The organism is Parasedimentitalea denitrificans, from assembly GCF_011813015.1.
In the GTDB taxonomy this organism is placed as follows: Bacteria; Pseudomonadota; Alphaproteobacteria; order Rhodobacterales; family Rhodobacteraceae; genus Parasedimentitalea; species Parasedimentitalea denitrificans.
Map to the genome: position 1 here is coordinate 46495 of NZ_QHLQ01000003.1, position 22168 is coordinate 68662.

At 55.4% G+C, this 22168-nt stretch carries 18 protein-coding genes, 1 tRNA gene and 1 pseudogene; 13 read left to right on the forward strand and 7 right to left on the reverse strand.

Features of this window, described 5'->3' with window-relative positions; all coding sequences use genetic code 11:
• Positions 1 to 7 precede the first annotated feature (7 nt).
• The gene (leuD, locus tag DL239_RS04750) at positions 8 to 613 is read left to right on the forward strand and encodes a 3-isopropylmalate dehydratase small subunit (protein WP_167682852.1); all 606 of its coding nucleotides are present in this window, start codon (positions 8 to 10) and stop codon (positions 611 to 613) included.
• A gap of 74 nt (positions 614 to 687) precedes the next feature.
• On the opposite strand, the gene DL239_RS04755 is transcribed toward leuD, so the two are convergent.
• A complete protein-coding gene (locus DL239_RS04755; RefSeq protein ID WP_167682853.1) occupies positions 688 to 972 on the reverse strand; it encodes a hypothetical protein in 285 nt (94 codons plus the stop codon).
• A 233-nt stretch (positions 973 to 1205) separates the two neighbouring features.
• On the opposite strand from DL239_RS04755, the gene DL239_RS04760 reads away from it, so the two are divergent.
• From DL239_RS04760 to DL239_RS04770, 3 genes are all read left to right on the forward strand, one after another.
• Positions 1206 to 1727 carry an HdeD family acid-resistance protein gene (locus tag DL239_RS04760; protein WP_167682854.1) on the forward strand — a complete coding sequence of 174 codons (522 nt, stop codon included), beginning with the start codon at positions 1206 to 1208 and terminating at the stop codon, positions 1725 to 1727.
• A gap of 332 nt (positions 1728 to 2059) precedes the next feature.
• Entirely contained in the window at positions 2060 to 2893 is an 834-nt protein-coding gene (locus DL239_RS04765; RefSeq protein WP_167682855.1) for a hypothetical protein, read from the forward strand.
• Positions 2890 to 3945 carry an endonuclease/exonuclease/phosphatase family protein gene (locus DL239_RS04770; protein WP_167682856.1) on the forward strand — a complete coding sequence of 352 codons (1056 nt, stop codon included), beginning with the start codon at positions 2890 to 2892 and terminating at the stop codon, positions 3943 to 3945. Before DL239_RS04765 ends, DL239_RS04770 begins: the two co-directional genes overlap by 4 nt.
• Here the strand turns inward: DL239_RS04770 and DL239_RS04775 are convergent.
• Positions 3874 to 4797: a sugar nucleotide-binding protein gene (locus DL239_RS04775; protein WP_167682857.1), complete on the reverse strand. Its 924-nt coding sequence runs from the start codon at positions 4795 to 4797 to the stop codon at positions 3874 to 3876. The two genes, DL239_RS04770 and DL239_RS04775, sit on opposite strands and share 72 nt — an antisense overlap.
• 92 nt (positions 4798 to 4889) lie before the next feature.
• Here DL239_RS04775 and DL239_RS04780 point away from each other — a divergent pair, with 92 nt between their 5' ends.
• From DL239_RS04780 to DL239_RS04815, 8 genes and pseudogenes are all read left to right on the forward strand, one after another.
• Positions 4890 to 5783, forward strand: coding sequence for a LysR family transcriptional regulator (locus DL239_RS04780; protein WP_167682858.1), 894 nt, complete (start codon positions 4890 to 4892; stop codon positions 5781 to 5783).
• A 198-nt stretch (positions 5784 to 5981) separates the two neighbouring features.
• Positions 5982 to 7085 carry a 3-isopropylmalate dehydrogenase gene (gene leuB / locus DL239_RS04785; protein ID WP_167682859.1) on the forward strand — a complete coding sequence of 368 codons (1104 nt, stop codon included), beginning with the start codon at positions 5982 to 5984 and terminating at the stop codon, positions 7083 to 7085.
• 147 nt (positions 7086 to 7232) lie between these two features.
• Positions 7233 to 8039: a nucleotidyltransferase domain-containing protein gene (locus DL239_RS04790; protein WP_167682860.1), complete on the forward strand. Its 807-nt coding sequence runs from the start codon at positions 7233 to 7235 to the stop codon at positions 8037 to 8039.
• Between the two features lie 172 nt (positions 8040 to 8211).
• Positions 8212 to 9156, forward strand: a complete 945-nt coding sequence (locus DL239_RS04795; protein WP_167682861.1) for a DMT family transporter — start codon at positions 8212 to 8214, stop codon at positions 9154 to 9156.
• A gap of 56 nt (positions 9157 to 9212) precedes the next feature.
• A tRNA-Pro gene (locus DL239_RS04800) sits at positions 9213 to 9289 on the forward strand.
• 553 nt (positions 9290 to 9842) lie between these two features.
• Positions 9843 to 11705: pseudogene (locus DL239_RS04805) on the forward strand (DUF3604 domain-containing protein).
• Between the two features lie 63 nt (positions 11706 to 11768).
• Positions 11769 to 12599: a peptidylprolyl isomerase gene (locus tag DL239_RS04810; protein WP_167682862.1), complete on the forward strand. Its 831-nt coding sequence runs from the start codon at positions 11769 to 11771 to the stop codon at positions 12597 to 12599.
• On the forward strand, positions 12599 to 13612 hold the full coding sequence (locus tag DL239_RS04815) for a HupE/UreJ family protein (RefSeq protein WP_167682863.1): 1014 nt from the start codon (positions 12599 to 12601) through the stop codon (positions 13610 to 13612). The genes DL239_RS04810 and DL239_RS04815 overlap by 1 nt, the downstream gene beginning before the upstream one ends.
• A gap of 133 nt (positions 13613 to 13745) precedes the next feature.
• Here DL239_RS04815 and DL239_RS04820 read toward each other — a convergent pair whose 3' ends face one another.
• The 5 genes from DL239_RS04820 to DL239_RS04840 all read right to left on the reverse strand — a co-directional run bounded on the left by DL239_RS04820 (position 13746) and on the right by DL239_RS04840 (position 20361).
• On the reverse strand, positions 13746 to 15014 hold the full coding sequence (locus DL239_RS04820) for an ABC transporter permease (protein ID WP_167682864.1): 1269 nt from the start codon (positions 15012 to 15014) through the stop codon (positions 13746 to 13748).
• On the reverse strand, positions 15011 to 15931 hold the full coding sequence (locus DL239_RS04825; RefSeq protein ID WP_167682865.1) for an ABC transporter permease: 921 nt from the start codon (positions 15929 to 15931) through the stop codon (positions 15011 to 15013). The genes DL239_RS04820 and DL239_RS04825 overlap by 4 nt, the downstream gene beginning before the upstream one ends.
• Before the next feature lie 11 nt (positions 15932 to 15942).
• A complete protein-coding gene (locus tag DL239_RS04830) occupies positions 15943 to 17055 on the reverse strand; it encodes an ABC transporter ATP-binding protein (RefSeq protein ID WP_167682866.1) in 1113 nt (370 codons plus the stop codon).
• 147 nt (positions 17056 to 17202) lie between these two features.
• Positions 17203 to 18327, reverse strand: coding sequence for an extracellular solute-binding protein (locus DL239_RS04835; protein WP_167682867.1), 1125 nt, complete (start codon positions 18325 to 18327; stop codon positions 17203 to 17205).
• Between the two features lie 351 nt (positions 18328 to 18678).
• Complete coding sequence (locus DL239_RS04840) at positions 18679 to 20361, reverse strand: Na/Pi cotransporter family protein (RefSeq protein WP_167682868.1); 1683 nt, start codon at positions 20359 to 20361, stop codon at positions 18679 to 18681.
• 254 nt (positions 20362 to 20615) lie between these two features.
• On the opposite strand from DL239_RS04840, the gene DL239_RS04845 reads away from it, so the two are divergent.
• Positions 20616 to 22160, forward strand: a complete 1545-nt coding sequence (locus DL239_RS04845) for a sulfatase-like hydrolase/transferase (protein ID WP_167682869.1) — start codon at positions 20616 to 20618, stop codon at positions 22158 to 22160.
• Positions 22161 to 22168 lie beyond the last annotated feature (8 nt).

A 22168-nucleotide genomic window follows, 5' to 3' on the forward strand; every position in this document is an offset into this window, starting at 1 on the left:
TACGTACATGGAAAAGTTTGAAAAACTTCAGGGCATCGCTGCCCCTATGCCGCTGGTCAATATCGACACCGATATGATCATCCCTAAGGTCCACTTGAAATCAATCAAGCGGACCGGTTTTGGCAAGAACCTGTTCGACGAAATGCGGTTCAACCGTGACGGCACCGAGATCGCTGATTTCGTGCTGAACAAGCCGCAGTACCGGGATGCTGACATTCTGGTGGCCGGTGATAACTTTGGCTGCGGCTCGTCGCGCGAACACGCACCTTGGGCGATTGCTGATTTTGGCATCAAATGTGTGGTTTCGACCTCGTTTGCTGACATCTTCTTCAACAACTGCTTCAAGAACGGCATCCTGCCAATCGTTCTGCCGCAAGAGCAGGTCGACATTCTGATGGCTGACGCTGAAAAAGGCGCCAACGCGCGGATGACTGTGGATCTGGAAGCCCAGGAAATCACCACATCCGATGGTGACGTGATCAAGTTCGACGTCGACGCCTTCAAAAAGCACTGCCTGCTGGAAGGTCTGGATGACATCGGTCTGACCATGGAAAAAGCTGCGTCAATCGACACATTCGAAGAAAAGGCCGCTCAGTCACGCCCTTGGGTCTGAACTGGCGATACGCCTAAGACAAACAAAAGGCCGCTCAGAAATGGGCGGCCTTTTTTAGTACCGTCTCTGACAGATCAGTTGCTGGCGAACACTTCCCCCGCGTGAACACCTTCCATGGTCATGGTAAATTCACCTGCCGCCTGTTTTCGAACCTCAGCAATTTTCTCCTGAGCCGCTGCGGCGGTTTCAGCATCTGAATACTGGGTAATCACACACATCGTTAAATCGCCAGTGCGCACCATTTGCACACCAGTTGCCCCAACTGACATAACCAGCGGAACGTATTTCTCATTGGCAGTAGCGATCATTTCGTCTGACATTTCACTGGCAGACCAAAGGGTCAAAGTAACATAGGCCAAAACTTATTACTCCTCTCAACAAATCGACGAATCAATACGCCGAATGGCTGATCGTAGCATGAGCGCCGCAACACCTGCTGGCAGTGCGCAGCATTCAGCCGAGTCAGTAGTATACTGTCCTGGCAAACATTCCCCCTGCACGTGGCTAACAAATTAGGCCATAGTACACCCACATTGACCTCAATCACTTTGGATTGGCAGGTTTAGTAGAATGAATTTTTAGGAGAGATAATATGTCAGACTCAGCGAAATGGATGCTGCTTGGCGCTCTGTCACTGGTTTTCAGTATTCTGGTGCTAGGCAATACCGTCATCGCGACCATGGCAGTCACCACCCTAACCGGCGCAATGCTGATGGTGTCCGGCGTGTTTCAAGTCGTCGGCGGCGTTACCAGTGACGAATCGATGGGCAGCAAATTATTCGGGATACTGATGGGTCTTTTGATGGGGGTTCTTGGCACCAACTTTCTATTCAACCCACTGGAAGGGGCTATATCGCTGACCATGCTAATTCTCATCCTGCTTGCCGCTAGCGGTATTGTGCGGTTGGTCTTTGCGTGGAAGCTGCGCAGCACTGGATACTTTTGGCCAATGATCCTGTCTGGCGCCATCTCTGTACTGCTGGCAGGATATATCTGGACCAACTTCGCAGCCGCATCTTTGACTTTCCTAGGCATAATGCTGGGCATCGAATTGATGATGAACGGGTTCGGTTTGATTGTAATCGGGCTTTCAAGCCGCAGCCAAAACAACTGAGCCGGTCAATTATGACCATACATCCAGTCAGGCGGCCACTGTCATAGGTTGCCTGACCCTCCCTATGGAGAACAGGGTCAGTACCACCAGATGTAGTAGTGAAAACGAAATACCTCTAGATGCAGGGCGCTCATGATGCATTCCCGCACCACTTCCCTAACCATAACCCCGACCCAAAGCGATATTTTCCGCCCAGATCTTGAGAGGAATCGCGAAACAAGGCACAAATAAGGCGCAAATGAGGCATGGCAATCTTAATTCATCAGGGTTGCGTCAAGTTGGAACAAAGGTTCGGCAACGTATCGACCTGTCCAGTTTGAAGGGAACGAACAGTGATAACACGGATAACTGGCGCAGCAATGCGCGGCATACTTGTGGCGTTTCTGATCGCCATGCCGTCTTTGCTATTACCCAACTCGGCAACAGGTACGACCGAAATTGTAGCACTGATGGCCCTATTGGGCGGCATGCTGACATTTGCCGAATACTACTCCAGCTTCCCCAGTTTCATCGAATTCCGCGAGGCACCGCCGCTGAACCGCATGCGGTTCCTGTCGATGCTGCTGACGCTCGGCGCTCTTTGCCTGATGGCACGACACTCGTTTGACCCAACCGGCCTAACATCACTGGTGCATGGTCTGGGACTCATGCTTGGAAATGCGTTGGATTTCTCATACTCGCCAGTGCACCTGATCACCCTGATGCTGCCCGCACATACCCAGCCGGAAACCGTGAACATGGTCCGCTCGGCTGCTGGGCTGTCTTATGTAATCGGCCTAATCAGCATTGCCTGCTTCTTCTTTGCCATCCACGTCCGCAACTGGCCAGTCGCCAACGGCGCATTCAATGTCTGGGTCAACCTACCATTGTTCGACCCCACCACTGGCGGCGATGTCGTTCAACGGCTTCAGCGCGACGGTCGCGTCAACATGGTGATTGGCGTCCTTTTGCCCTTTGCCATTCCAGCCATAGTTAGCCTGCTGTCAGCAGTGCTGAACCCAGCAATATTGAACAACCCGCAAACTCTGGTCTGGATGATCGGAGCCTGGGGCTTTCTACCCGCCTCGATGCTAATGCGCGGTATGGCAATGCTGCGTGTGGCAGACCTGATCGAACAGAAACGCCGCCGCGCCTATGCCAATGCACAGGCACTGCAAGCCGCATGAGGGGATGGGCCGCAGGTCTACTGCTGCTCTTCTTTGCCCTTCCTGTCAAAGCTGATACCCTGCGCATCGCCACGTTCAACACCGAACTATCGCGTAATGGCCCCGGCGTTCTGCTACGCGATATTCAACGCGGCAAAGATCCTCAGATCAAAGCAGTCATAGATCAAATCGCTACAGTGAACCCTGATATACTGGTTCTTCAAGGTATCGACTGGGACTATGAAAAGCGTACCCTTCAGGCCCTGCAACTCCGCCTGAAACAAGCCGGAGCCACCTACCCGCATTTATTCGCCCAGCAGCCCAATTCTGGAATGGCCAGTGACTTGGATCTGGATGGCGACGGTCGCCTTGGCGGCCCAAGGGACTCGCAAGGATACGGCAGCTTCACCGGCCAAGATGGCAATGCGGTGCTGTCGCGACTGCCCATAGATCGCGATGCGGTACGGGACCTTAGCCCACTGCTGTGGCGCGACCTGCCCGGCGCCCAACTGCCACAGCACCCTGACGGCTCGCCGTTTCCATCTGCAAAAGCCCTGCGAGCCCAACGCCTGTCCAGTACGGCACACTGGGTGATACCACTAAAGACACAAGACGGCGGCACTCTGTCTCTGCTCACCTTTCAGGCCACCCCACCACTGTTCGACGGAGCCGAGGATCGCAACGGTAAACGCAATGCAGACGAAATCCGCCTGTGGCAACTGCTGTTAGACGGAGCCCTTGGCCCTACCCCTAAAACACCCTTGGTCATCGCAGGCGGTGCCAATCTTGACCCACACCGTGGCGACGGCCAACGCAGCGCCATCACCGCGCTACTGGCCGACCCACGCCTGCAAGATCCCCGCCCTACCAGCTCTGAAGCCGAGGAAAACACCGTTGAATGGGAAAACGCTGGCCGAATGAGAGTCGACTACCTGCTGCCCTCTGCTGACCTGCAGGTGCTTGATGCTGGCGTCCACTGGCCCACAATATCAAATCAGACCTCAGACCAGTCCGACTTTCTCGCCAGTCGCCACCGTCTGGTCTGGCTGGACATCTCGCTGGACCAACGCTGACGGCAGCGCCGAAGCAATTGCCTGATCCAACGGAGTGTGACGAAAGCCCGGTAACAGCGCCTCAAACCTAGCTCCATCCAACCGGTGCCCTGTGTTCCACAGATACCGCATCTCCAACAGCCCCCGCGCCATTGCCCAAAACGGCCGCGCTAGTTGCAGCGGCAACCAAGACATCGATTTCAACCTGGCCTGCTGCGAGCTCACCCGGTTCACCGCCGCCAGAAGCTCTCGTCCCGTCAGCGTATACCCTGCAAACGGCACATCCGTGAAAACGGGCAGGGCCGCACGTTTTTCAGCCAGCGCAACCGCCGCCCGCGCAAGATCAGGCAAATACCCCCAGGCATGCGGCAAATCAGGATCACCGGGATAGGTAAACCGCCCTTTGGCCAGATCCTTAATCAGGATCATGTCGAACCAATTGCCTGACGCCTGAGTGTCCAAGAAATCCCCTGCCCGCAACAAGATGGTCCGCACCCCCGACTGACGATAGGCCTTCTCCATCTCAACCCGGATTTTCCCCAGTGGGTTTTCAGCGTGATGCGGTGTGCTTTCCGACCAAGGCCCCGGCGTGTGCTGCCCAAACACATAGACATTTCCCGGCACAATCACCGTCGCCCCAACTGCGCGCGCCGACGCAATCACCTGCGCATGCAGTTCAGGCACCTGTTCGGCCCAGTCAGGATAGTTGGGATTCCAGCCATTCACGATCACCTGCGCGCCTCTGGCCGCCTGCATCAATTGGCCTGACTTGCGATCAAAATGCCTCACCTCCCATCCCGCTTGGGAAAAGGCTTCGGAACAGGCGCGGCCAATTCGACCAGTGGCGCCAAGGATCAAAACAGTGCCAGTCATTTGATAATCTCCATATTGCGTCTGACACCAAGGTAAGCATTCATAACAATATGGATATTGTCAGAATTTGCAGCTCTGCTATTCATTATCGAATGGATAACTCAACCACCCTCCCCGATTGGTCCCTGATCCAAAGCTTCCTTGCTGTGGCCGAAACCGGCTCGCTCTCTGCTGCGGCCCGTCAGCTGAACCGCAGTCAGCCCACCCTGGGCCGTCATATCCAAACGCTAGAGCAGGATCTGGGTTGCCAACTGTTTGATCGCCACCCACGCGGCCTTCAACTGTCGCCCAGCGGCACCCAACTGCTGCCAATGGCGCGCGAAATGCATGCCCAGATGAACGCCATCGCCCTCAGCGTGGCAGGCCAGTCGCAGCAGCTCAGCGGCACCGTACGCATCACAGCAAGCGTCTTTGCCTCGCATTACGTGCTGCCTCCTATCCTGGCCCAGATCCGCCAGCAAGAACCCTCGATCGATCTGGAACTGGTCCCCTCTGATAGCAGCGAAAACCTGCTGTTCCGCGCAGCAGATATCGCCGTGCGTATGTACCGACCCACGCAGCTCGACATCATCATCCGCCACGTCTGCGACCTGCCCCTTGGCGTCTTTGCCGCCCATAGCTACCTAAACCGCCGTGGCACCCCCGAAACCATTGATGAACTGCTCCAGCACGACCTTGTCGGGTACGACAGCAACGACCTGATCCTGCGCACCACCCGATCATTGGGCTGGACGGTCGACCAACATGACTTTGCCACCCGCTGCGATAATCAGGCTACCTACTGGGAGTTGGTCCGCGCCGGCTGCGGCATCGGTTTCTCGCAAACAGGCGTCGGACGACACGACCCATTGGTTCAGGAACTAGATCTGGGGCTAGAAATCCCTCCGCTTCCAGTCTGGCTGGCAGCCCATCAAGCCATGCGCCAAACCCCACGCGTCTCACGGGTCTGGACCCTCCTCGCTCAGGGCCTGACCGACCGCCAATAACCCACCCCACCTTCTTCTTGTCTATAATACCTCTGCCAGAGGCCCCCGAGGTGGCAGCCGCAAGGCTGCCGCCAAGACAAACAGCGCGCCAAAGGCGCACATTTTAACGCCCATCACCCCGGAACCGCACCCTAGCCTCATTGACCACAAGGGCCTCAACGGGTACCCCCCCTTAAAGCTTTTTCTAGGAGTATCCGCATGTCCAACCCATCGATTCTGATTCTGCCCGGCGACGGCATTGGCCCCGAAGTCATGGCGCAAGTCACCCGGATCATCGACTGGTATGGCGAAAAACGGGACCTGGCCTTCGATGTCAGCACCGACCTAGTTGGCGGCGCCGCTTATGACGCTCACGGGGTTCCATTGCACGACGACACAATGGCCAAAGCCATGGAAGTTGACGCTGTTCTGCTGGGTGCCGTTGGCGGCCCAAAATACGACAACCTCGACTTCTCGGTAAAGCCCGAGCGCGGCCTGCTGCGTCTGCGCAAGGAAATGGATCTGTTCTCCAACCTGCGTCCAGCTCAGTGCTTTGACGCCCTGGCCGATTTCTCGTCGCTCAAGAAAGATCTGGTTGCCGGTCTGGACATCATGATCGTGCGCGAGCTGACCTCGGGCGTGTATTTTGGCGAACCGCGCGGCATTTTCAACGAAGGCAACGAGCGCGTCGGCATCAACACCCAGCGTTACACCGAGTCCGAGATCGAGCGCGCAGCCCGCTCCGCCTTTGAACTGGCCATGGTGCGCAGCAAGAAACTGTGCTCGATGGAAAAAGCCAACGTGATGGAAAGCGGCATCCTGTGGCGCGAAGTTGTCAATCGCGTTGCTGCCGACTACCCCGAAGTTGAGCTGTCCCACATGTACGCCGACAACGGCGCCATGCAGCTGGTCCGCGCACCCAAGCAGTTCGACGTAATCGTCACCGACAACCTGTTCGGCGACATCCTGTCCGACTGTGCCGCCATGCTGACCGGTTCGCTGGGTATGCTGCCATCCGCCAGCCTTGGCGCCCCAATGGACAATGGCCGCCCACGCGCCATGTACGAGCCCGTACACGGCTCGGCCCCTGACATCACCGGTCAGGCCAAAGCCAACCCAATCGCCTGTATCCTCAGCTTTGCCATGGCCCTGCGCTACAGCTTTGCCGAAGGCGCCGAGGCTGACCGCCTAGAGGCCGCTGTAGAAGCCGTACTGGCCGACGGTGTCCGCACCGCCGACCTGCTGGGCGAAGAAGGTGTAACACCTGTTTCCACCAGCGAAATGGGCGACGCGATCCTGGCCGCACTGGACGCCAGCCTGTAATAGCCAGCTACAAAACAACAGACCCAGCCCCGCCTGCCCGTCAGCGCGGGGCTTTTTCTTGTCGACACCGCACAACCATAGATTTATAATCTCGACAATCGCCTGCAAGTGAATGACCAACGCAACGCACAATCTGGAAAGATTGAGATGGATCACCTTGAAGTCATTGAAACTATCAGATCTTCTCTTTCAACCGCCCCGAACGTACGTGCGCTGTACCTAAGCGGCAGCCATGGCAACGGCCTTGCGGATGAATATAGTGACATCGATTTTGTCATGGTCACAACCGACGGCGCCACCGACGAAGTTTCTAAGTTGTGGCAGGAAGCCGTTAGCAAGATCGGGGAAATTGTCCTGTGGAGGGACAGAACCACACGTCCGGTTCTGATCAATGCGATCACTGACGACTGGACACGCATCGACGCGCTGATCCTGAAACCGGATCAGATGGGACTACAAACGCAGGACAGCCTGAAGCCGCTATTTGACCACGCCGGCATTTTCGACAGCCTGGCAAAATCCGCTACTAACAAGGGGCCAAACCGCGCCCGTTTCAAATACCAGTTTGAAGAGTTCATTCGTATCCTGGGCCTTCTTCATCTGGCAGCGGGTCGCAAGGAATACATCAACGGCGTCTTAGGTGTATTCCACCTGCGCAATCTCCTCGTTGACCTTCTGATCGAGGAAACAGGTGCCCCTAATCGCGGTGGAGTACTGCACCTGAACCGGCTCATCTCAGACGAACAGAAAGAGCTGCTTACCTCGCTGCCACCCGCCGTTCCAAATCTGGACGCAATGGTAACCGCCCACTTGGCCTATGCCGCGGCCTATCTTCCACGCGCGCGCAAACTAGCACAGCAGTGGGACATCGAATGGCCGGAACGGTTTGAGGCCGCGACATGGGCGCAGCTCAACAGATCTATGTCAATTGAGCCTCCATATTCCCTCGATTAGCCCTATTGGCTCAGCAATGGGCCCTTCGCCTGACCGGCTTTCTACATGTGATAACTAATCACCTCGATCAGCATCAATTCACCTATACATAAACATTTCATATTCCCAAGTTCATGTTAGCGCTATACATGGCGACGAAACACACTCCAAAACCTTCATTCTGGTGACGCCCATGAACCTGAAAGCCGCTCTACTGGCCCTGTTGGCCTATGCGATTTTTGCGACCCATGATGTTGTGGTGAAATACCTTGGCGCCAGCATGTCACCCTTTCAGCTGGTGTTCTTCAGCAGCCTGCTGTCATTTCCACTGGTGACAGTCATGCTAGTGCAGGACACGACGTTTGGCAATTTACGCCCGATCCATCCTTGGTGGGTGGCCCTGCGATCTGCGACCATGTCAGTTGTTCCCGCCAGTGCCTTCTACGCCTTTGCGCATCTGCCGCTGGCACAGGTCTATGCCCTACTATTTGTAACCCCGTTGCTGATCACCCTGCTGTCGATTCCGATCCTGCAGGAGAAGGTAGGTCTGCCACGGATGCTGGCGGTTCTGGTCGGATTTGCTGGCGTGCTTGTGGTGCTACGCCCCGGAGGCGTCGAGTATGGTTTGGGCCACGCGGCAGCCCTGTTCGCGGCCCTCGGCTCGGCGTTCCAATCCGTGATTCTGCGCAAGATCGGCAACGAAGAACGCCGTGTTGTGATGATGGTCTATCCCCTGGTCGCCACCTTTGTGGTGATGGGCCTGGCGATGCCCTTTGTCTATGTTCCGTTTGACGCATCGGCACTCGGCGGACTTGGCATCGTCGCGATTTTTGGCTTTTGCGCCACTTTGATGATGGTCAGTGCCTTCACCATGGGTGAGGCCGCGATCGTCGCCCCCATGCAATACTCGCAAATCATCTGGGCCACATTGTTTGGCGTACTGCTATTCGACGAACAAGTTGACCTGATGACCCTAGTCGGCGCCGGTATCATTATCGCCAGCGGTATTTTCATCGTTATCCGCGAAGCCGCAGGCGGCCATTCGGACAACACACCGGTGCTGCGCACACGCACTCGGGGCTACGCGCCGGGTAGCTTTAACATCTCATTATTCCTGAAACGGAAGAGATCGAAATAACTGTCGAAAAATGGGCTTGCATATCCCATTCCAAGCGACTATTCCGCCCACACGGTCGGGCTATGGCGCAGTCTGGTAGCGCACCTGTTTTGGGTACAGGGGGTCGGAAGTTCGAATCTTCCTAGCCCGACCAATTTCCCCAACAAGACCAGCATTGACTGGCAGACACCCGCAGTGGCCGGAGTTCTGGGTATTGTTCAGAGTGAGCCCAGTCGGGCTCCTGATGTGACTTTCCTTAGTCAAATAGCCCCCCTAACACCCTGAAATTACACATCTAAAGATTATTGTTTGAAAGCAGTAGCTTGTGGTACGTGGGAACGGCTTCATTTCAGCTCACCTCCCTGTAAGATCTTACAATAAATCACTGCAAAAAATTGTACCCCTCCTGTTTTCAGTCCTACGCAATACAAGAGGGGTACATTGTATCCCCATTATCGCCGCTACCGCAAAGAGCACACAAACAATCCCTGATTGCATCAAGTTTTGTATCCCTTTCGCCTGACCTTGCTCCAGAACCCTTTAGACGGTACCGTTCGGGCAGCCTGTGCTACTTGGAAGTAGTAAATTTGTTTCATTGGGCTTTGTTCTTATCGATTGTCTGGAGGTTACCGATGCAAAAAATTCTGTTGTCTACAACTTGCTTAGCTCTCACTCTCGCATCTCCCCAAATTGTATCAGCACAGGAAATGAGCGCAGCTGAGGGTCAGCTCAATGAGCTTTTCCCCGAAGGCTCGCCCTACTCCCCATACGCAGATCGCAATTTTCCCGAACGTCCACTCTGGGGTGACAGTCACCTGCACACGTCTTTATCAATGGACGCTGGTGGATTCGGAAACCGCCTCGGCCTGGACGCGGCCTATCGCTTTGCCCGCGGCGAACAGGTCACCGCATCGTCCGGCCAAGAGGTGCGCCTGGCCCGCCCCTTGGATTGGCTGGCAATCACCGACCACTCTGACGGAATGGGGCTCATCACCGACATTCTGGCTTCAGCTCCTATCGTCACCCAATACGAACAAGGCGCACGCTGGGCCGAAGGGTTCAATGCAGGTGGTCAAACCGCCGTGGATGCAACCCTCAATCTGATCGGCACGTTTTCACAGGGGCAAATGGACCCCGAAATGTTCGCCAATTATTCGCCCGGTGCCCGCCGCTATGCGACCATCTGGGGTGACGTGATTGACGCTGCCGAACGGCACAATGATCCAGGCAACTTCACTGCCTTCATCGGCTTTTAATGGACGTCCCTGGTCAAGGGCGGCAACATGCACCGCAACGTGATCTTCCGCGACAACGGCGACCGCGCCCGTCAAGTGGTGCCTTACACCACACAAGAACCAGTGGGCAGCCCCGACCCGCTCAAGCTTTACGAGTATCTAGAAAACTACGAGGCCAAGACCAACGGCGCGGCTATGGCCTTTGCCCATAACGGCAACCTCGCCAATGGCATCATGTTCCCGGTGGATGCCCAATACACCGGTCGCGAAATCGATGAGTTCTATGTCGAGCAGCGCGCCAAGTGGGAACCCATTTACGAGGTCACCCAGATCAAAGGCGACGGCGAGGCCCACCCCTTCCTGTCCCCCGACGATGAATTCGCCGACTACGGCACCTGGGACCTTGGCAATCTGGACCTGTCCGAGGCCAAGACAGATGATATGCTGGCCGGTGAATACGCCCGCGAAGCTCTCAAAAACGGCCTATTGCTAGAAGAGCGTTTAGGCACCAACCCCTATCAGTTCGGCATGATCGGCGCGACGGATTCCCACAACTCTCTGGCAGCCGTCGAAGAAGAGAATTTCTTTGGCAAACACTCCGGGTATGAGCCCAACGCCGAACGCCTATCGCACCCCTTCTTCGAATCCGACAACGGCACACTGTATGCATGGCAGATGGTGTCTTCGGGTCTGGCCGCCGTTTGGGCCAAGGACAACACACGCGCATCCTTGTTTGACGCAATGGACCGCAAAGAGGTCTATGCGACCACCGGCCCACGGATGACCGTGCGTTTCTTTGGCGGCTATGACTTCTCGGAAAACGACCTGCGTCGCCGCGATGTCGCCGCTGTTGGCTATGCCAAGGGTGTACCCATGGGGGCAAACCTGACAGAACCCGAAGAGGGCCAGGCCCCCAGTTTCCTGGTGGCAGCACTGCGTGATCCAATCGGGGCCAATCTGGACCGGGTGCAGGTCATCAAGGGCTGGTTGGATGCCGATGGCAACACCCATGAAAAAGTCTATGACGTGGCTTGGTCCGACAACCGCGTGGCTGATGCCTCGGGCAAGATCCCAGCGGTAGGCAGCACCGTTGATGTTTCATCAGCCACATGGGCCAACACCATCGGCGCACCCGAGCTGATCACCGTATGGACAGATCCGGATTTTGATCCCAATCAACGGGCCTTCTACTACGCTCGCGTTCTCGAAATCCCTACACCGCCGTGGTACCTGTATGACGTCGTAAAATTCGGTGTCGACATGCCCGAAGGTGCGCCATCTGAGCAGCAAGAACGCGCCTATACCTCGCCCATTTGGTACAGTCCCAAAGGCTAAGCGTCATTTGCCTCGCGACCAATCGCGGGGCTTTTTACTCTACGGATAACGGACAACCGCCAAATGATTGCCCGCATACTCAAGGAACCCTTGGTTCATTTTCTCCTGATCGGGGGGCTCATCTTTGCCACCTTTTCGGTTCAGGATGACACTCCACCCGCACCAGATCGCGACCAGATTGTCATCACACAGGCTGATCTGGCGACGCTCAGCGCCCAATTTGAAGCCGCCTGGAAACGGCAACCGCAACCAGATGAGCTAAATGCCATGACCCAAGAGTTGATCCGGGAAAAGGTGTTGGTTCGTGCCGCACTGGAATTGGGCATGGACCAAAACGACGCGGTGATTAATCGGCGTCTCAGTCAGAAAATGGAGTTCTTTGCCGCCTCGATCGCCGAGGCAATAGAGCCGCAAGACGGTGAGCTTGAGGCCTTTTATCAAACCAATGCCACTGATTACCAAATCGCTCCACAATTTGCCTTGAACCAAATCTATCTTGGTCAAAAATCTACTCCAGAGACCGTCGCAACCACCCTAAGCGCACTGAAAGAGGGAGAAGATCCGACGGAGTTGGGCCAACCCACCCTTCTGCCTGCGCGTCTTGATCTGACACAATCGCGCGCGCTGGACAGCGCCTTTGGCACCGGTTTTGCGGCTGCTTTGTCGCCCCTGTCGATGGATGAATGGGTCGGTCCGGTGAAATCAGGCTATGGGGTGCATCTGGTCCAGATCACTGACAAATCACCATCAACTCTCCCGCCGCTAGATCAAGTTGCAGACAGGGTGCTATCGGACTGGCAAAGCGCAAAACGCGAAGAGGTTCAGGAACAGTACTATCAGACCCTGCGCCGGGGGTATGAGGTTACCCTGCCCCAGACAGATGGGGGTTCGTAATGCTGCGTCTTCTGGCTCTGATCGCGGCGTTGATTTCACTGGGTACCACCCATGTGCATGCTCATGCGCTGGAACCGGGGTATCTGGAAATCCAGGCCTTAACGGGCGAAACGCATAGCCTGTTTTGGCGCAAGCCCGACGTCAAAGGCAAACCGATGGCAATGGATGTGCTGCTGCCGGACAACTGTGACCTTCGCAGCCCGCCTGTTCCGCGCCATGACGGGGCCGCCTGGGTGTCACGCTGGACAGCACAGTGTACTGGAGGCTTGATCGGACAACAGATCCTGATCGACGGGTTGGAACGCACTAACACCGATGTGCTTGTCCGCTATCAAGGGGTAGACGGCGGCAGCTTTACCACCCGTCAGACACCTGATCAGCCCGGCTTTGCCCTGCCGGAAAACCCCGGCGCGCTGCGGGTACTGCTGGACTACATCCTGCTTGGTGCCGACCACATTCTGGAGGGCTTTGATCACCTGCTGTTTGTCTTTGCTCTGCTCCTGCTGATCCGTGACAAATGGCGGCTGGTCGGCGCAATCACCGCCTTTACCGTGGCGCATTCCATCACTCTGGCCGCAGCGTCGATGGGATGGCTAACTGTCCCCGGCCCTCCGGTCGAGGCTGTGATTGCGCTGTCCATCGTTTTCTTGGCGGTCGAACTGGCCAAACGGCGCGACGGTGCGATGCGATTGTCCGAGCGCTGGCCCTGGCTGGTGTCATTTTCATTTGGCCTGCTGCACGGTCTGGGCTTTGCTGGGGCTCTGCGTGACATTGGCTTGCCCGAAAGTGACCTGCTGATGGCGCTGCTTGGCTTCAACATCGGTGTCGAAATTGGCCAACTGGCTTTTGTTGCCGTTGTCCTAACCATTGCCACGTTGGCGGCAAAACTGGCACCCGCAATCGAAACGCACCTGCGCCGCAGCGACGGGCCGATCAACACTGCACTCGCCTATAGCATTGGTGGCATCGCTGCCTACTGGGTTGTCGAACGAATCTCTGGTTTCGTAATATGATGGCCACGCCCCAGATGGTGACAACTGCCAACTTCGTCCCACCAATCCCTTCCTATATCCATTAGATCAGGCGTTGCGCAGCCTGCGCTGGTATTGGAATGAAAAGAGGCGGCCCTTGGGCCGCCTCTTATGCTTAGTTGCTTTGCAGATTGCTTGGGGCAAAGATACTGCCACTTCCTGAACTATCACCAGAGTTATCCGGTTCCTCTTCAGGAGTTTCAGTACCGCCATCCTGCAGCGTGCCAGGATTAAAGACATTGCCAAAACCAGAGTCATTGGATGGTTTTGGTGCCGTATCGGTGGCAGGCGCATTTGCACCCTGCTCTGCTTCGCGCTGTGCTGCTTCTTGTGCACGACGCTCACGCAGTTGCTGGATCCGAAGCTCGGTTTCCAACCGCTTGGTCTCTTTTACGTCCGCAATACACTGCGCCGGGCTGTAGACCGTTGCAGTGCCCACAACCGCGATCGTGGCCATGGCCACAACAACCAGCAACACTGCCGCTGTGTTCGAGCTCAAGAACCCAGGCAAGCGAAGCTTACCAGTTTCCAGCTCTTCCACGGTGGCCGTTTTGCGAGCTGCAGCGACCAGTTCCTGACGACGAATTTTCGCCTCGTTGAACAGGGCTGCAAACACCGTCAGCAACACGATGATAAAGGCCAAGGCCGAAATCGCCGGAGTGATACCGTAGCGTACCTTTTGTGCCAGCTCGATGGTCAGAGTTGGGTATTCGCCAAAGGTAAAGGTTGTGGTGTTGTAGTTCTCGAACGAAGCGAGGAACGCCAGCACCGCAGCCGAGGCAATCGCTGGACGCATGAACGGCAGTAGAACCTTGCGGAACGTCTGCGCGTGACTTGCACCCAAGTCCAGTGCTGCTTCGGTCAGGGCACTGTCATACCGCTGTAGACGCGCCACCAGCACCAGCATACAGTAGCTGGCGATAAAGGTGGACTGGCCAATAACAGTCAGGAACAAACCACTGCTAAGGAAGCTATCAGCCCCCAGACCCAACATGCGATTGACGCGATCCCAGAACACCAGGGTCGAGATACCAATTACCACACCAGGCACCAGGATCGGTGCGATGATGATGGTGTAGTAAGTCGCCCGCAGCTTAGGCCAGATCTGGGTCAGCATCAGCGCCCCAGCCAGACCCATCGCAACTGACAGTGTCACTGTACCAAGACCGACCAAGATCGAGTTCTTAATACCGTTCAGGATACGCTCATCCTGAAACAGCGCCGAGAACCATTCAAAGGTCAGACACTCCCACGGGGCCGCACGAGGGAAGCTAGGCGAGTTGAAGGCGGTGACCGACATGATCACCAGCGGACCCAGCAGGTAGGCAAAGAAAATGGCCAGATAGACCCAAATGCTTATGCGCATCAAAGAGAAGTTCTTCATTTGCCGATATCCCCCATGTTCACTTTGAACACGCGCATCAGTGCCAGAACCAGCAAGATACAGGTGACCAGTAGAACAACCGCATAGGCGGCGCCTTGTGGCCAGTCGCTATTGTCGTTGAATTGCTGATAGATCAGCTGAGTGAACCACAGGCTGGACGGACCGCCCAGAATTTGTGGCGCAGCCAGAGCACCGGCTGACAGCATGAACACCATGGTACAGCCCGAGCTGATCCCTGGCTTGGCATAGGGAATAACCACCCGACGATGAATACGGGTCCAGCTTGCACCCATGTCCCGCGCCGCCTCGATCTGGTTGCGATCCAGGCTTTCGATCACGTTGTAGATCGGGAAGATCATCAGCAGGATATAGGCATAGCCCAGACCCGCATACAGCGCGATGTCATTGCGGATAAAGTCGAACGGCGTGTCAAACACACCCATGCCAACCAACAGATTGTTCAGCACACCACTTTCACCAAAGATAATCCGCAAGGCAAAGGCCCGCAGAATTTCGTTGATCCAGTAAGGGATGATCAACATCAGCGCCAGGATACGGATGTGATTGCCGTTGGTCTGAGCCAGATAATAAGCGATCGGGTAGCACAGCATCAGGTTGAACAGAGTCACAAGAACTGCTGCAATCAGAGTGCGGTAAAACACTTTTAGATCGACCGCGTTATAGTCCTGACTGCCGCCTTCGGGGCCAAAGATCAGGTACTTATAGTTCTCCAGCGTATACAGATCCTTTGGACCACCGATCTCAGGCGGTGGCAGGTTTGGCCGGAATGAAAAGTCGAGCATCGACAACTGAGGCAGGATGATCAGGCCAATGGTCCAGAACAGGACCAGACCTAGCATGATCGAGCCTAGCCCAACGCCGTTGCGGTTAAAGTATTCCCTTAGGAAGCGGGGCATCTGTTTACCCCCTATTCCGTTGCCAGCACGCCAGCAGGCAGTGCAACAGCGTTGTGAACATCATATTCCAGAGTCATCGGCTCGCCCTTGTGGCTTTCGAACGATTGACCAAGGTTGGGCAGCGAAACCTTCATTTCCTTGCCGCCCTCACCTTCCATGAAGATATTGAAGACATTGCCTTCAAACTCTTCCTTGTGGACCTCGGCGGTGACAAAGTGATCACCCTGAGTGCCAAGCGGCGCCAGAGAGAAGGCTTCGGGACGGATGAACAACATGGCGTCATCGCCCTCTTTCATCTTGCCCACATTGCTGGACGAAATGCGCGCCATCAGATCACCAGAGCGGTTGGTGTTGATCATGACTTCGTCGCCAATGACCTTTTTAACGGTGCCACGGAACACATTGTTTTCACCAACAAATGACGCAGCAAAAGCGGTATTGGGATCGTTGTAGATGGTTTTGCCATCACCAATTTGATCAATCACACCTGCGCGCATCACGGCAACGTTGTCCGACATGGTCAAAGCTTCGCCCTGATCGTGTGTGATGTAGATAAAGGTAATGCCAACACGTTTCTGAATTTCGCGCAATTCAGACCGCATGTGCTGACGCAGCTTAAGATCAAGCGCCGACAGTGGTTCGTCCAACAGCAGAACGTCAGGCTCAGCACACAGAGCCCGCGCAATCGCGACCCGCTGCTTCTGACCACCTGACAGCTCTGACGGCAGCTTGTCGCCTTGACCAGACAGAGCAATCATATCCAGCAGCTCGTCCGCGCGCTTGCGGCGTTCTTTGGCCGAGGCACCTTTGATTTCCATCGAAAAGGTGATGTTTTCCCAAACTTTCATCAAGGGGAACAAAGCCAAGTTCTGAAAGATCAAAGCAGTCGGGCGTTTGTTCGGGCCAATGCCCTTCATGTTATTGCCACCGATCAGCACGTTGCCTTCGCTGGGCTCAAGAAAGCCGGATACGGCTCTTAGAATGGTTGTTTTACCGCAACCCGACGGCCCTAGGAACGAAAAGAAATCGCCCCCGTTAATGTTCACATTTGCGTCGCGTACCGCGACGAAATCTCCAAACCGGATCCAGAGATTTTCTAGATTTACGCCAACCCCAGCACTCATGTGGCTTCCCCCTCGGTGCAGCACAGCACAAGTCCGGTGTTTTCCCACCGGTTCTCTTAGGCTGCATCCATTTTTACAATTTTGATTTTTGCGCCATAGACGCGAAAATGGCCCCCTCCAGACAGAGGGGGCCACAGGTTCAAAAGCTTAGGCGCTCTTGAATTTGTTTACAAACTCAGTCCGTACGTCTGCATACCATGGAGCTTCAGCAGGCCATGGGTTCAGGTTGGCTAAGCTGCTGCCAGGATAGGCTTCAGCAAAGTTCTTCTTGTAGTTGTCACCCGAGAAGGTGTCCGCACCCAGAACCGGCGAGTTATAGCCGTGGCTATCAATCGCAACACCAGCAGCTTCTTTGCCATAAGCAAAGTCGATGAAGGCATAGATCTGATCCATGTTCTTCGCGCCAACAGGCATGGACATGCCGTCAACCCAAGCCATCGCACCCTCAACAGGAGCTTGATAGTGCACAGGCTCGCCAGCAGATTTCAGAGCCAGCGCAGGGCCATCCCAAGTCTGACCAACGATAACACCTTCGTTCAAAAGACCGTTTTTCTGAGTATCAGCGTCGTTCCAGATCAGTTTGATGCGTGACTTACGCTCAACACACCAGTCAGCGATCTGACCCCAGACTTTACGCATGGTGTCTTCGTCGTTGTAGGCAGCCCAGACAGAGCCCTCATCCATCTGACCCGATGCTTCCATGTACAGGCCTGCACCCAGCATCATCGAGTGTGCGCGACCCATGGTCTTGCCAGCATTGGCTTCACTCCAGATGTCACCATAAGACGGTGCATCGCCTTCTGGCAGCCATAGGTCGGTGCGATATGCGACACCTTCGGTACCCCAGATGTGCGGCAGCCAGTGAACGCCAGCATCACCAAAGTTCCATGCATCCGTGCCAATTTTGGCCATAGCAGGGTTCACAGCGTCGATGTTGATTTTGTTCATGTCGAACGGCTGAAGCAGCTCCAGCGGGCCCCACTGCAGCGAACGGTTGTTTGTTGGCGATACGATGTCGAAGCCCTGGCCTTTGGTGGCCTTCATCTTGTTGATGATTTCTTCGTTCGAACCAATACCAGTGTAGTTCACCTTGATGCCGGTGGCGGCTTCAAAGTCTGCCAGGAATTTAGGAGGCAGATAGTCCGACCACATCAGAATGTTGATTTCACCCGACGACGCCAGCGCGCTTTTGGAATAAAGCGGTGCTGCCAGCGCTGCTGCGCCTGCTGTTTTCAGCAGTGAGCGGCGGGATACAGATGTTTTAGTAGTCATAGAGTTTTCCCCGTTGGAAAGTTGTTTGATGTTTTTATTGCTTTTAGAGGTTTAGTTTTGCGGGTGGATTGGCATCTCCTACAGTGACAGTTTCAATATTTGTTAAGACCAGATTCAAGAACTCAGAAAAAAAATCGGTCCAGTTATGTGAATTCCTTTGCAAGCAAGTCGAGCAACGCACCCGCGGCTTGACCGAAGTATATTCAGTCTGCGCTTGCGGAACCGTCTACGTCAACGACGTAACGAACATATGATGGATCCTGGATAATTTTTTGTATCTTCAAGGGCATAATCTCGGTCACCTTGCTGAAAAAATGTGTGCATTTCCGCAACGCAGAGACGAATCGACACTCAGGTCTCCAGCTGCTCTCCCTGCATCTCTTCGATCAGTCGGGTCTCCAATAATTGCCCATTCTGGTACAAAATCGGATAAGCAACGGCAGCAATATGACTGTTGAACTCGCGCAGAGCGCGCAGGGTTTCCAGGTGAATATCCGAAGTTTCAAAGCTATCGGCACGACCACCCTGCAACCGTTTCAGGTGCCGTTTTCGACTATCGCGCTCAGCGCGTTTCAACTCAGTTTTCTCAAGGCTCAATAGCCGTGCGCTTTCCAAGTCATCCGAAACCAGAACGTTCGAAGCCAAACGCATATTCGCCAGAATACTCTCGTGCAGCCGGGTCAATTCCATCCAGCCTTCGTCCGAGAACTTGCCGTTTTTCTTTTTCACTTCGCCTGCCAGCACCGTCAATCTCTTAGCAACCACATCACCCGCGGTTTCCAGCCGAATCGCATATTCCACCATGTCTCGCGCGGTCTTGGCGTTGGCTTTGCCTATTTCGTCTGGCGGCATGGCGGCAACAAAGGTTCGGATGCCGGACAAGCACTCGTTGACCTCACTATCCATGGCCTGCACCGCTTTTATCTGGTTTTTGTCCCCGGTCTGATACAGATCCAACACTGGTCGGAACATCGTTTCAACAAGCGCCGCCATGCGCAGCAGTTCACGCTTGAGGCTAAACAGAGCTTGGGCCGGGGGACCAACATTATCAAAATCCAACACGCAAGGCGGTGGGCCTGCCGCGACTTCGATGTCTTTGACAGCCGCATCTGGCATCAAACGCTCCATCAATCGCCGACAAGATTCACAGAACGGCAGCGCCAAAACCAGCAGTGAGGCATTAAACATCAGGTGAGCATAGACCAACATCTGACCGCCCTGCGGGTCACCCAATACCCCCGCGCGCAAGGCCATATTAGCCGCAAACAGGGTAATCACCGCCCAAGTGCCGCGCAGTAACAGGTTGGCAAATGGTATACGACGCGCCGACACATCCATCCCCCGGCTAAGCCAGACTGGAATGAAACCCGACCCAAAGTTAGCCCCCAGCACCAGCGACAAGCCAGCCGCAAATGGGATTGCATCAATCTGTACCAGCGTCACACACATCAGGATCGCGGCGACCGAGGAATGCATAACAAATGCAAGTGCGGCGCCAACCAGAAACGCAGTTATGTAGTCACGCGCTAGGTATTCCGCGATAGCTGGCAAAAAGGCACTATCCCGGATCGGGTCCATCGCCTCACGCAGAAATCGTAATGAAATCAGGATAAAGGCAACACCCAACAGTATTCGCCCCAGTTGCCGCACCTTTCTGGCCTCGACCTTGACGAACATATATCCGCCCGCGGCCAAAAGAGCCGGCACCAGCCAATCCAGTTTAAACGACAGGATTTGAATAATCAGCGCCGAGCCTAGATCGCCGCCCAGCACAATCGCCAGTCCGGTGGTGAAACTCAGCATACCGCTGGCCGCAAAACCGGCGGTCAACAGGGCCACCGCAGCCGAGCTTTGCAACACAATTGCAAGTGCCACTCCAACCATGCTGGCCTGTGTCAGGCTGCGTTGTCCGGTCAACACCCGCTGAAAAGAGGCCCCATAGCTGCGCTCAATCCCGGTGCGAACCATCCGCACAGCAAACAGCAAGAGCATGGTGGCCCCCGCCAGGCTGATCATAAAGCTCACAATTGCCATATCGGGCCCCACTCTCTGTCAGTCTTGGACAGTCTAACTCTTTATATTACCGTGACACCATGGCGGGCATGAACGAATGTTCACGCTATCGTCAACAACTGCACAGAAATGCACAAAACCCCACCAAACACAAGCCTAATGCTAAAAATCACCGCAAGCATTGACCTACATATCCCCATTTTTGCAAATTCACCTCTTTTCAACGCCCTCTTTCCGCGCTTATCTGCGCTCAGACCCGGTGAAGGAAATGCGCCATGGCTGCCCAAAAGAATGTTCTGTTCATCCTGATTGATCAGTTGCGCGCCGACTGCCTGTTTGGCGCCATGGCCGATCATGTAGAGCTGCCAAACCTGCGCAGTTTCATGCAGCAAGCGGTCACTTTTGAACGCAACTATACAGTGGTGAACCCCTGTGGTCCGTCCCGCGCCTCGCTATTGACCGGGCAATACTCGATGAACCATCGGTCCACACGCAACGGCACGCCGATGCGCCACGACACGCCTAACATCGCCACCGAAATGCGCAAAGCTGGTTACTTGCCGATGCTGTTTGGCTATACTGACGCCTCGCAGGATCCGCGTGTTCATCACCCAAATGATCCGGCAGTGCGTTCATATGAATACCCGATGAATGGGTTTCATGAAATGCTAGAGATGCGGCTGGAAATGTCCTATCCGTGGCGATCACATCTGCTGAACAACGGGTATGACTTCGGTGATTACGCCAACGTGTTCAAACCCGTTTCGCGCACTGGCGGCACTCCCCGCCTGAATGACCCTGCACTTTACAGCGCCGAGCACAGCGACACCGCGTTTCTGACCGACCAGTTTCTGGCGACGATACCTTCCTATGCCGAGCAGAGCTGGTTTGCCCACCTGACCTATATCCGGCCACATCCACCTCTGGTCGCTCCAGCGCCATATAACGACATGTACGATCCTGCGGCGCTTCCTCTACCTGCGCGTCTGCATGATCCAAGCGCCGAAGCTGCATTGCACCCTTTCTTTGCTCCGACCCAACAGGCCTATACGCCCGCAGATTTTGTCGAGGGATTTCCGGACTTGCAGCCAACCGATGAAACAGTCCAAACTCTGCGATCATTGTACCTAGGGCTGGCCACCGAGGTAGACGCCCATATTGGCCGAGTTCTGAAATTCCTGAAGGACAGCGGCCAAGAGGACAACACGATGGTGGTGATCTCGGCCGACCATGGCGAGATGCTGGGGGATCGTCACAGCTGGGGCAAGTTCACCGTGTATGACGCGGCTTACCACACACCGCTGATCATTCGACAGCCGGGTAACGACAACCGCGCAGGTTCGACCGTCTCGCAAATCACTGAATCCATCGACCTGATGCCGACCATTCTGGACTGGGCCGGTCAGGACATCCCTAACGCGGTAGATGGCCGCTCGCTGCTGCCGCTGTTGCGCGGAGAGACACCTGAAGACTGGCGGCGCTATTCATTTTCTGAGCTGGATTTCTCGCAACCCGGCGCGCCCACCCATTGGGAGCAAGCCCTGGGAACCACACCTTTGAACTCCTCGTTGGGCATTCTACGCGACGAGCGGTTCACTTTGGTCGAGTTCGCAGCCGACTTGCCACCGATGCTGTTTGATCATCACGGGCAAGGTGAGATGCAGAACGTCGCGGACCACCCAGACATGCAGGTCGATCTGATGCGGTTGACCAGAATGATGCTGCGCCACCGAATGTGCAACATGGACCACACGCTGTCGCTGGACCTGATCACCTCGGATGGGCCGGAACATTATAATAGGTGGGTGACTTCTGATTGACCTGCCCG

What these genes read in the sequence shown, in the direction of transcription:
- leuD (WP_167682852.1), top strand. Translation starts at nt 8, where the DNA reads ATGGAAAAGTTTGAAAAACTTCAGGGCATCGCTGCCCCTATGCCGCTG.
- DL239_RS04760 (WP_167682854.1), top strand. Translation starts at nt 1,206, where the DNA reads ATGTCAGACTCAGCGAAATGGATGCTGCTTGGCGCTCTGTCACTGGTT.
- DL239_RS04770 (WP_167682856.1), top strand. Translation starts at nt 2,890, where the DNA reads ATGAGGGGATGGGCCGCAGGTCTACTGCTGCTCTTCTTTGCCCTTCCT.
- DL239_RS04775 (WP_167682857.1), bottom strand. Translation starts at nt 4,797, where the DNA reads ATGACTGGCACTGTTTTGATCCTTGGCGCCACTGGTCGAATTGGCCGC.
- DL239_RS04780 (WP_167682858.1), top strand. Translation starts at nt 4,890, where the DNA reads ATGGATAACTCAACCACCCTCCCCGATTGGTCCCTGATCCAAAGCTTC.
- leuB (WP_167682859.1), top strand. Translation starts at nt 5,982, where the DNA reads ATGTCCAACCCATCGATTCTGATTCTGCCCGGCGACGGCATTGGCCCC.
- DL239_RS04790 (WP_167682860.1), top strand. Translation starts at nt 7,233, where the DNA reads ATGGATCACCTTGAAGTCATTGAAACTATCAGATCTTCTCTTTCAACC.
- DL239_RS04795 (WP_167682861.1), top strand. Translation starts at nt 8,212, where the DNA reads ATGAACCTGAAAGCCGCTCTACTGGCCCTGTTGGCCTATGCGATTTTT.
- DL239_RS04810 (WP_167682862.1), top strand. Translation starts at nt 11,769, where the DNA reads ATGATTGCCCGCATACTCAAGGAACCCTTGGTTCATTTTCTCCTGATC.
- DL239_RS04815 (WP_167682863.1), top strand. Translation starts at nt 12,599, where the DNA reads ATGCTGCGTCTTCTGGCTCTGATCGCGGCGTTGATTTCACTGGGTACC.
- DL239_RS04820 (WP_167682864.1), bottom strand. Translation starts at nt 15,014, where the DNA reads ATGAAGAACTTCTCTTTGATGCGCATAAGCATTTGGGTCTATCTGGCC.
- DL239_RS04825 (WP_167682865.1), bottom strand. Translation starts at nt 15,931, where the DNA reads ATGCCCCGCTTCCTAAGGGAATACTTTAACCGCAACGGCGTTGGGCTA.
- DL239_RS04830 (WP_167682866.1), bottom strand. Translation starts at nt 17,055, where the DNA reads ATGAGTGCTGGGGTTGGCGTAAATCTAGAAAATCTCTGGATCCGGTTT.
- DL239_RS04835 (WP_167682867.1), bottom strand. Translation starts at nt 18,327, where the DNA reads ATGACTACTAAAACATCTGTATCCCGCCGCTCACTGCTGAAAACAGCA.
- DL239_RS04840 (WP_167682868.1), bottom strand. Translation starts at nt 20,361, where the DNA reads ATGGCAATTGTGAGCTTTATGATCAGCCTGGCGGGGGCCACCATGCTC.
- DL239_RS04845 (WP_167682869.1), top strand. Translation starts at nt 20,616, where the DNA reads ATGGCTGCCCAAAAGAATGTTCTGTTCATCCTGATTGATCAGTTGCGC.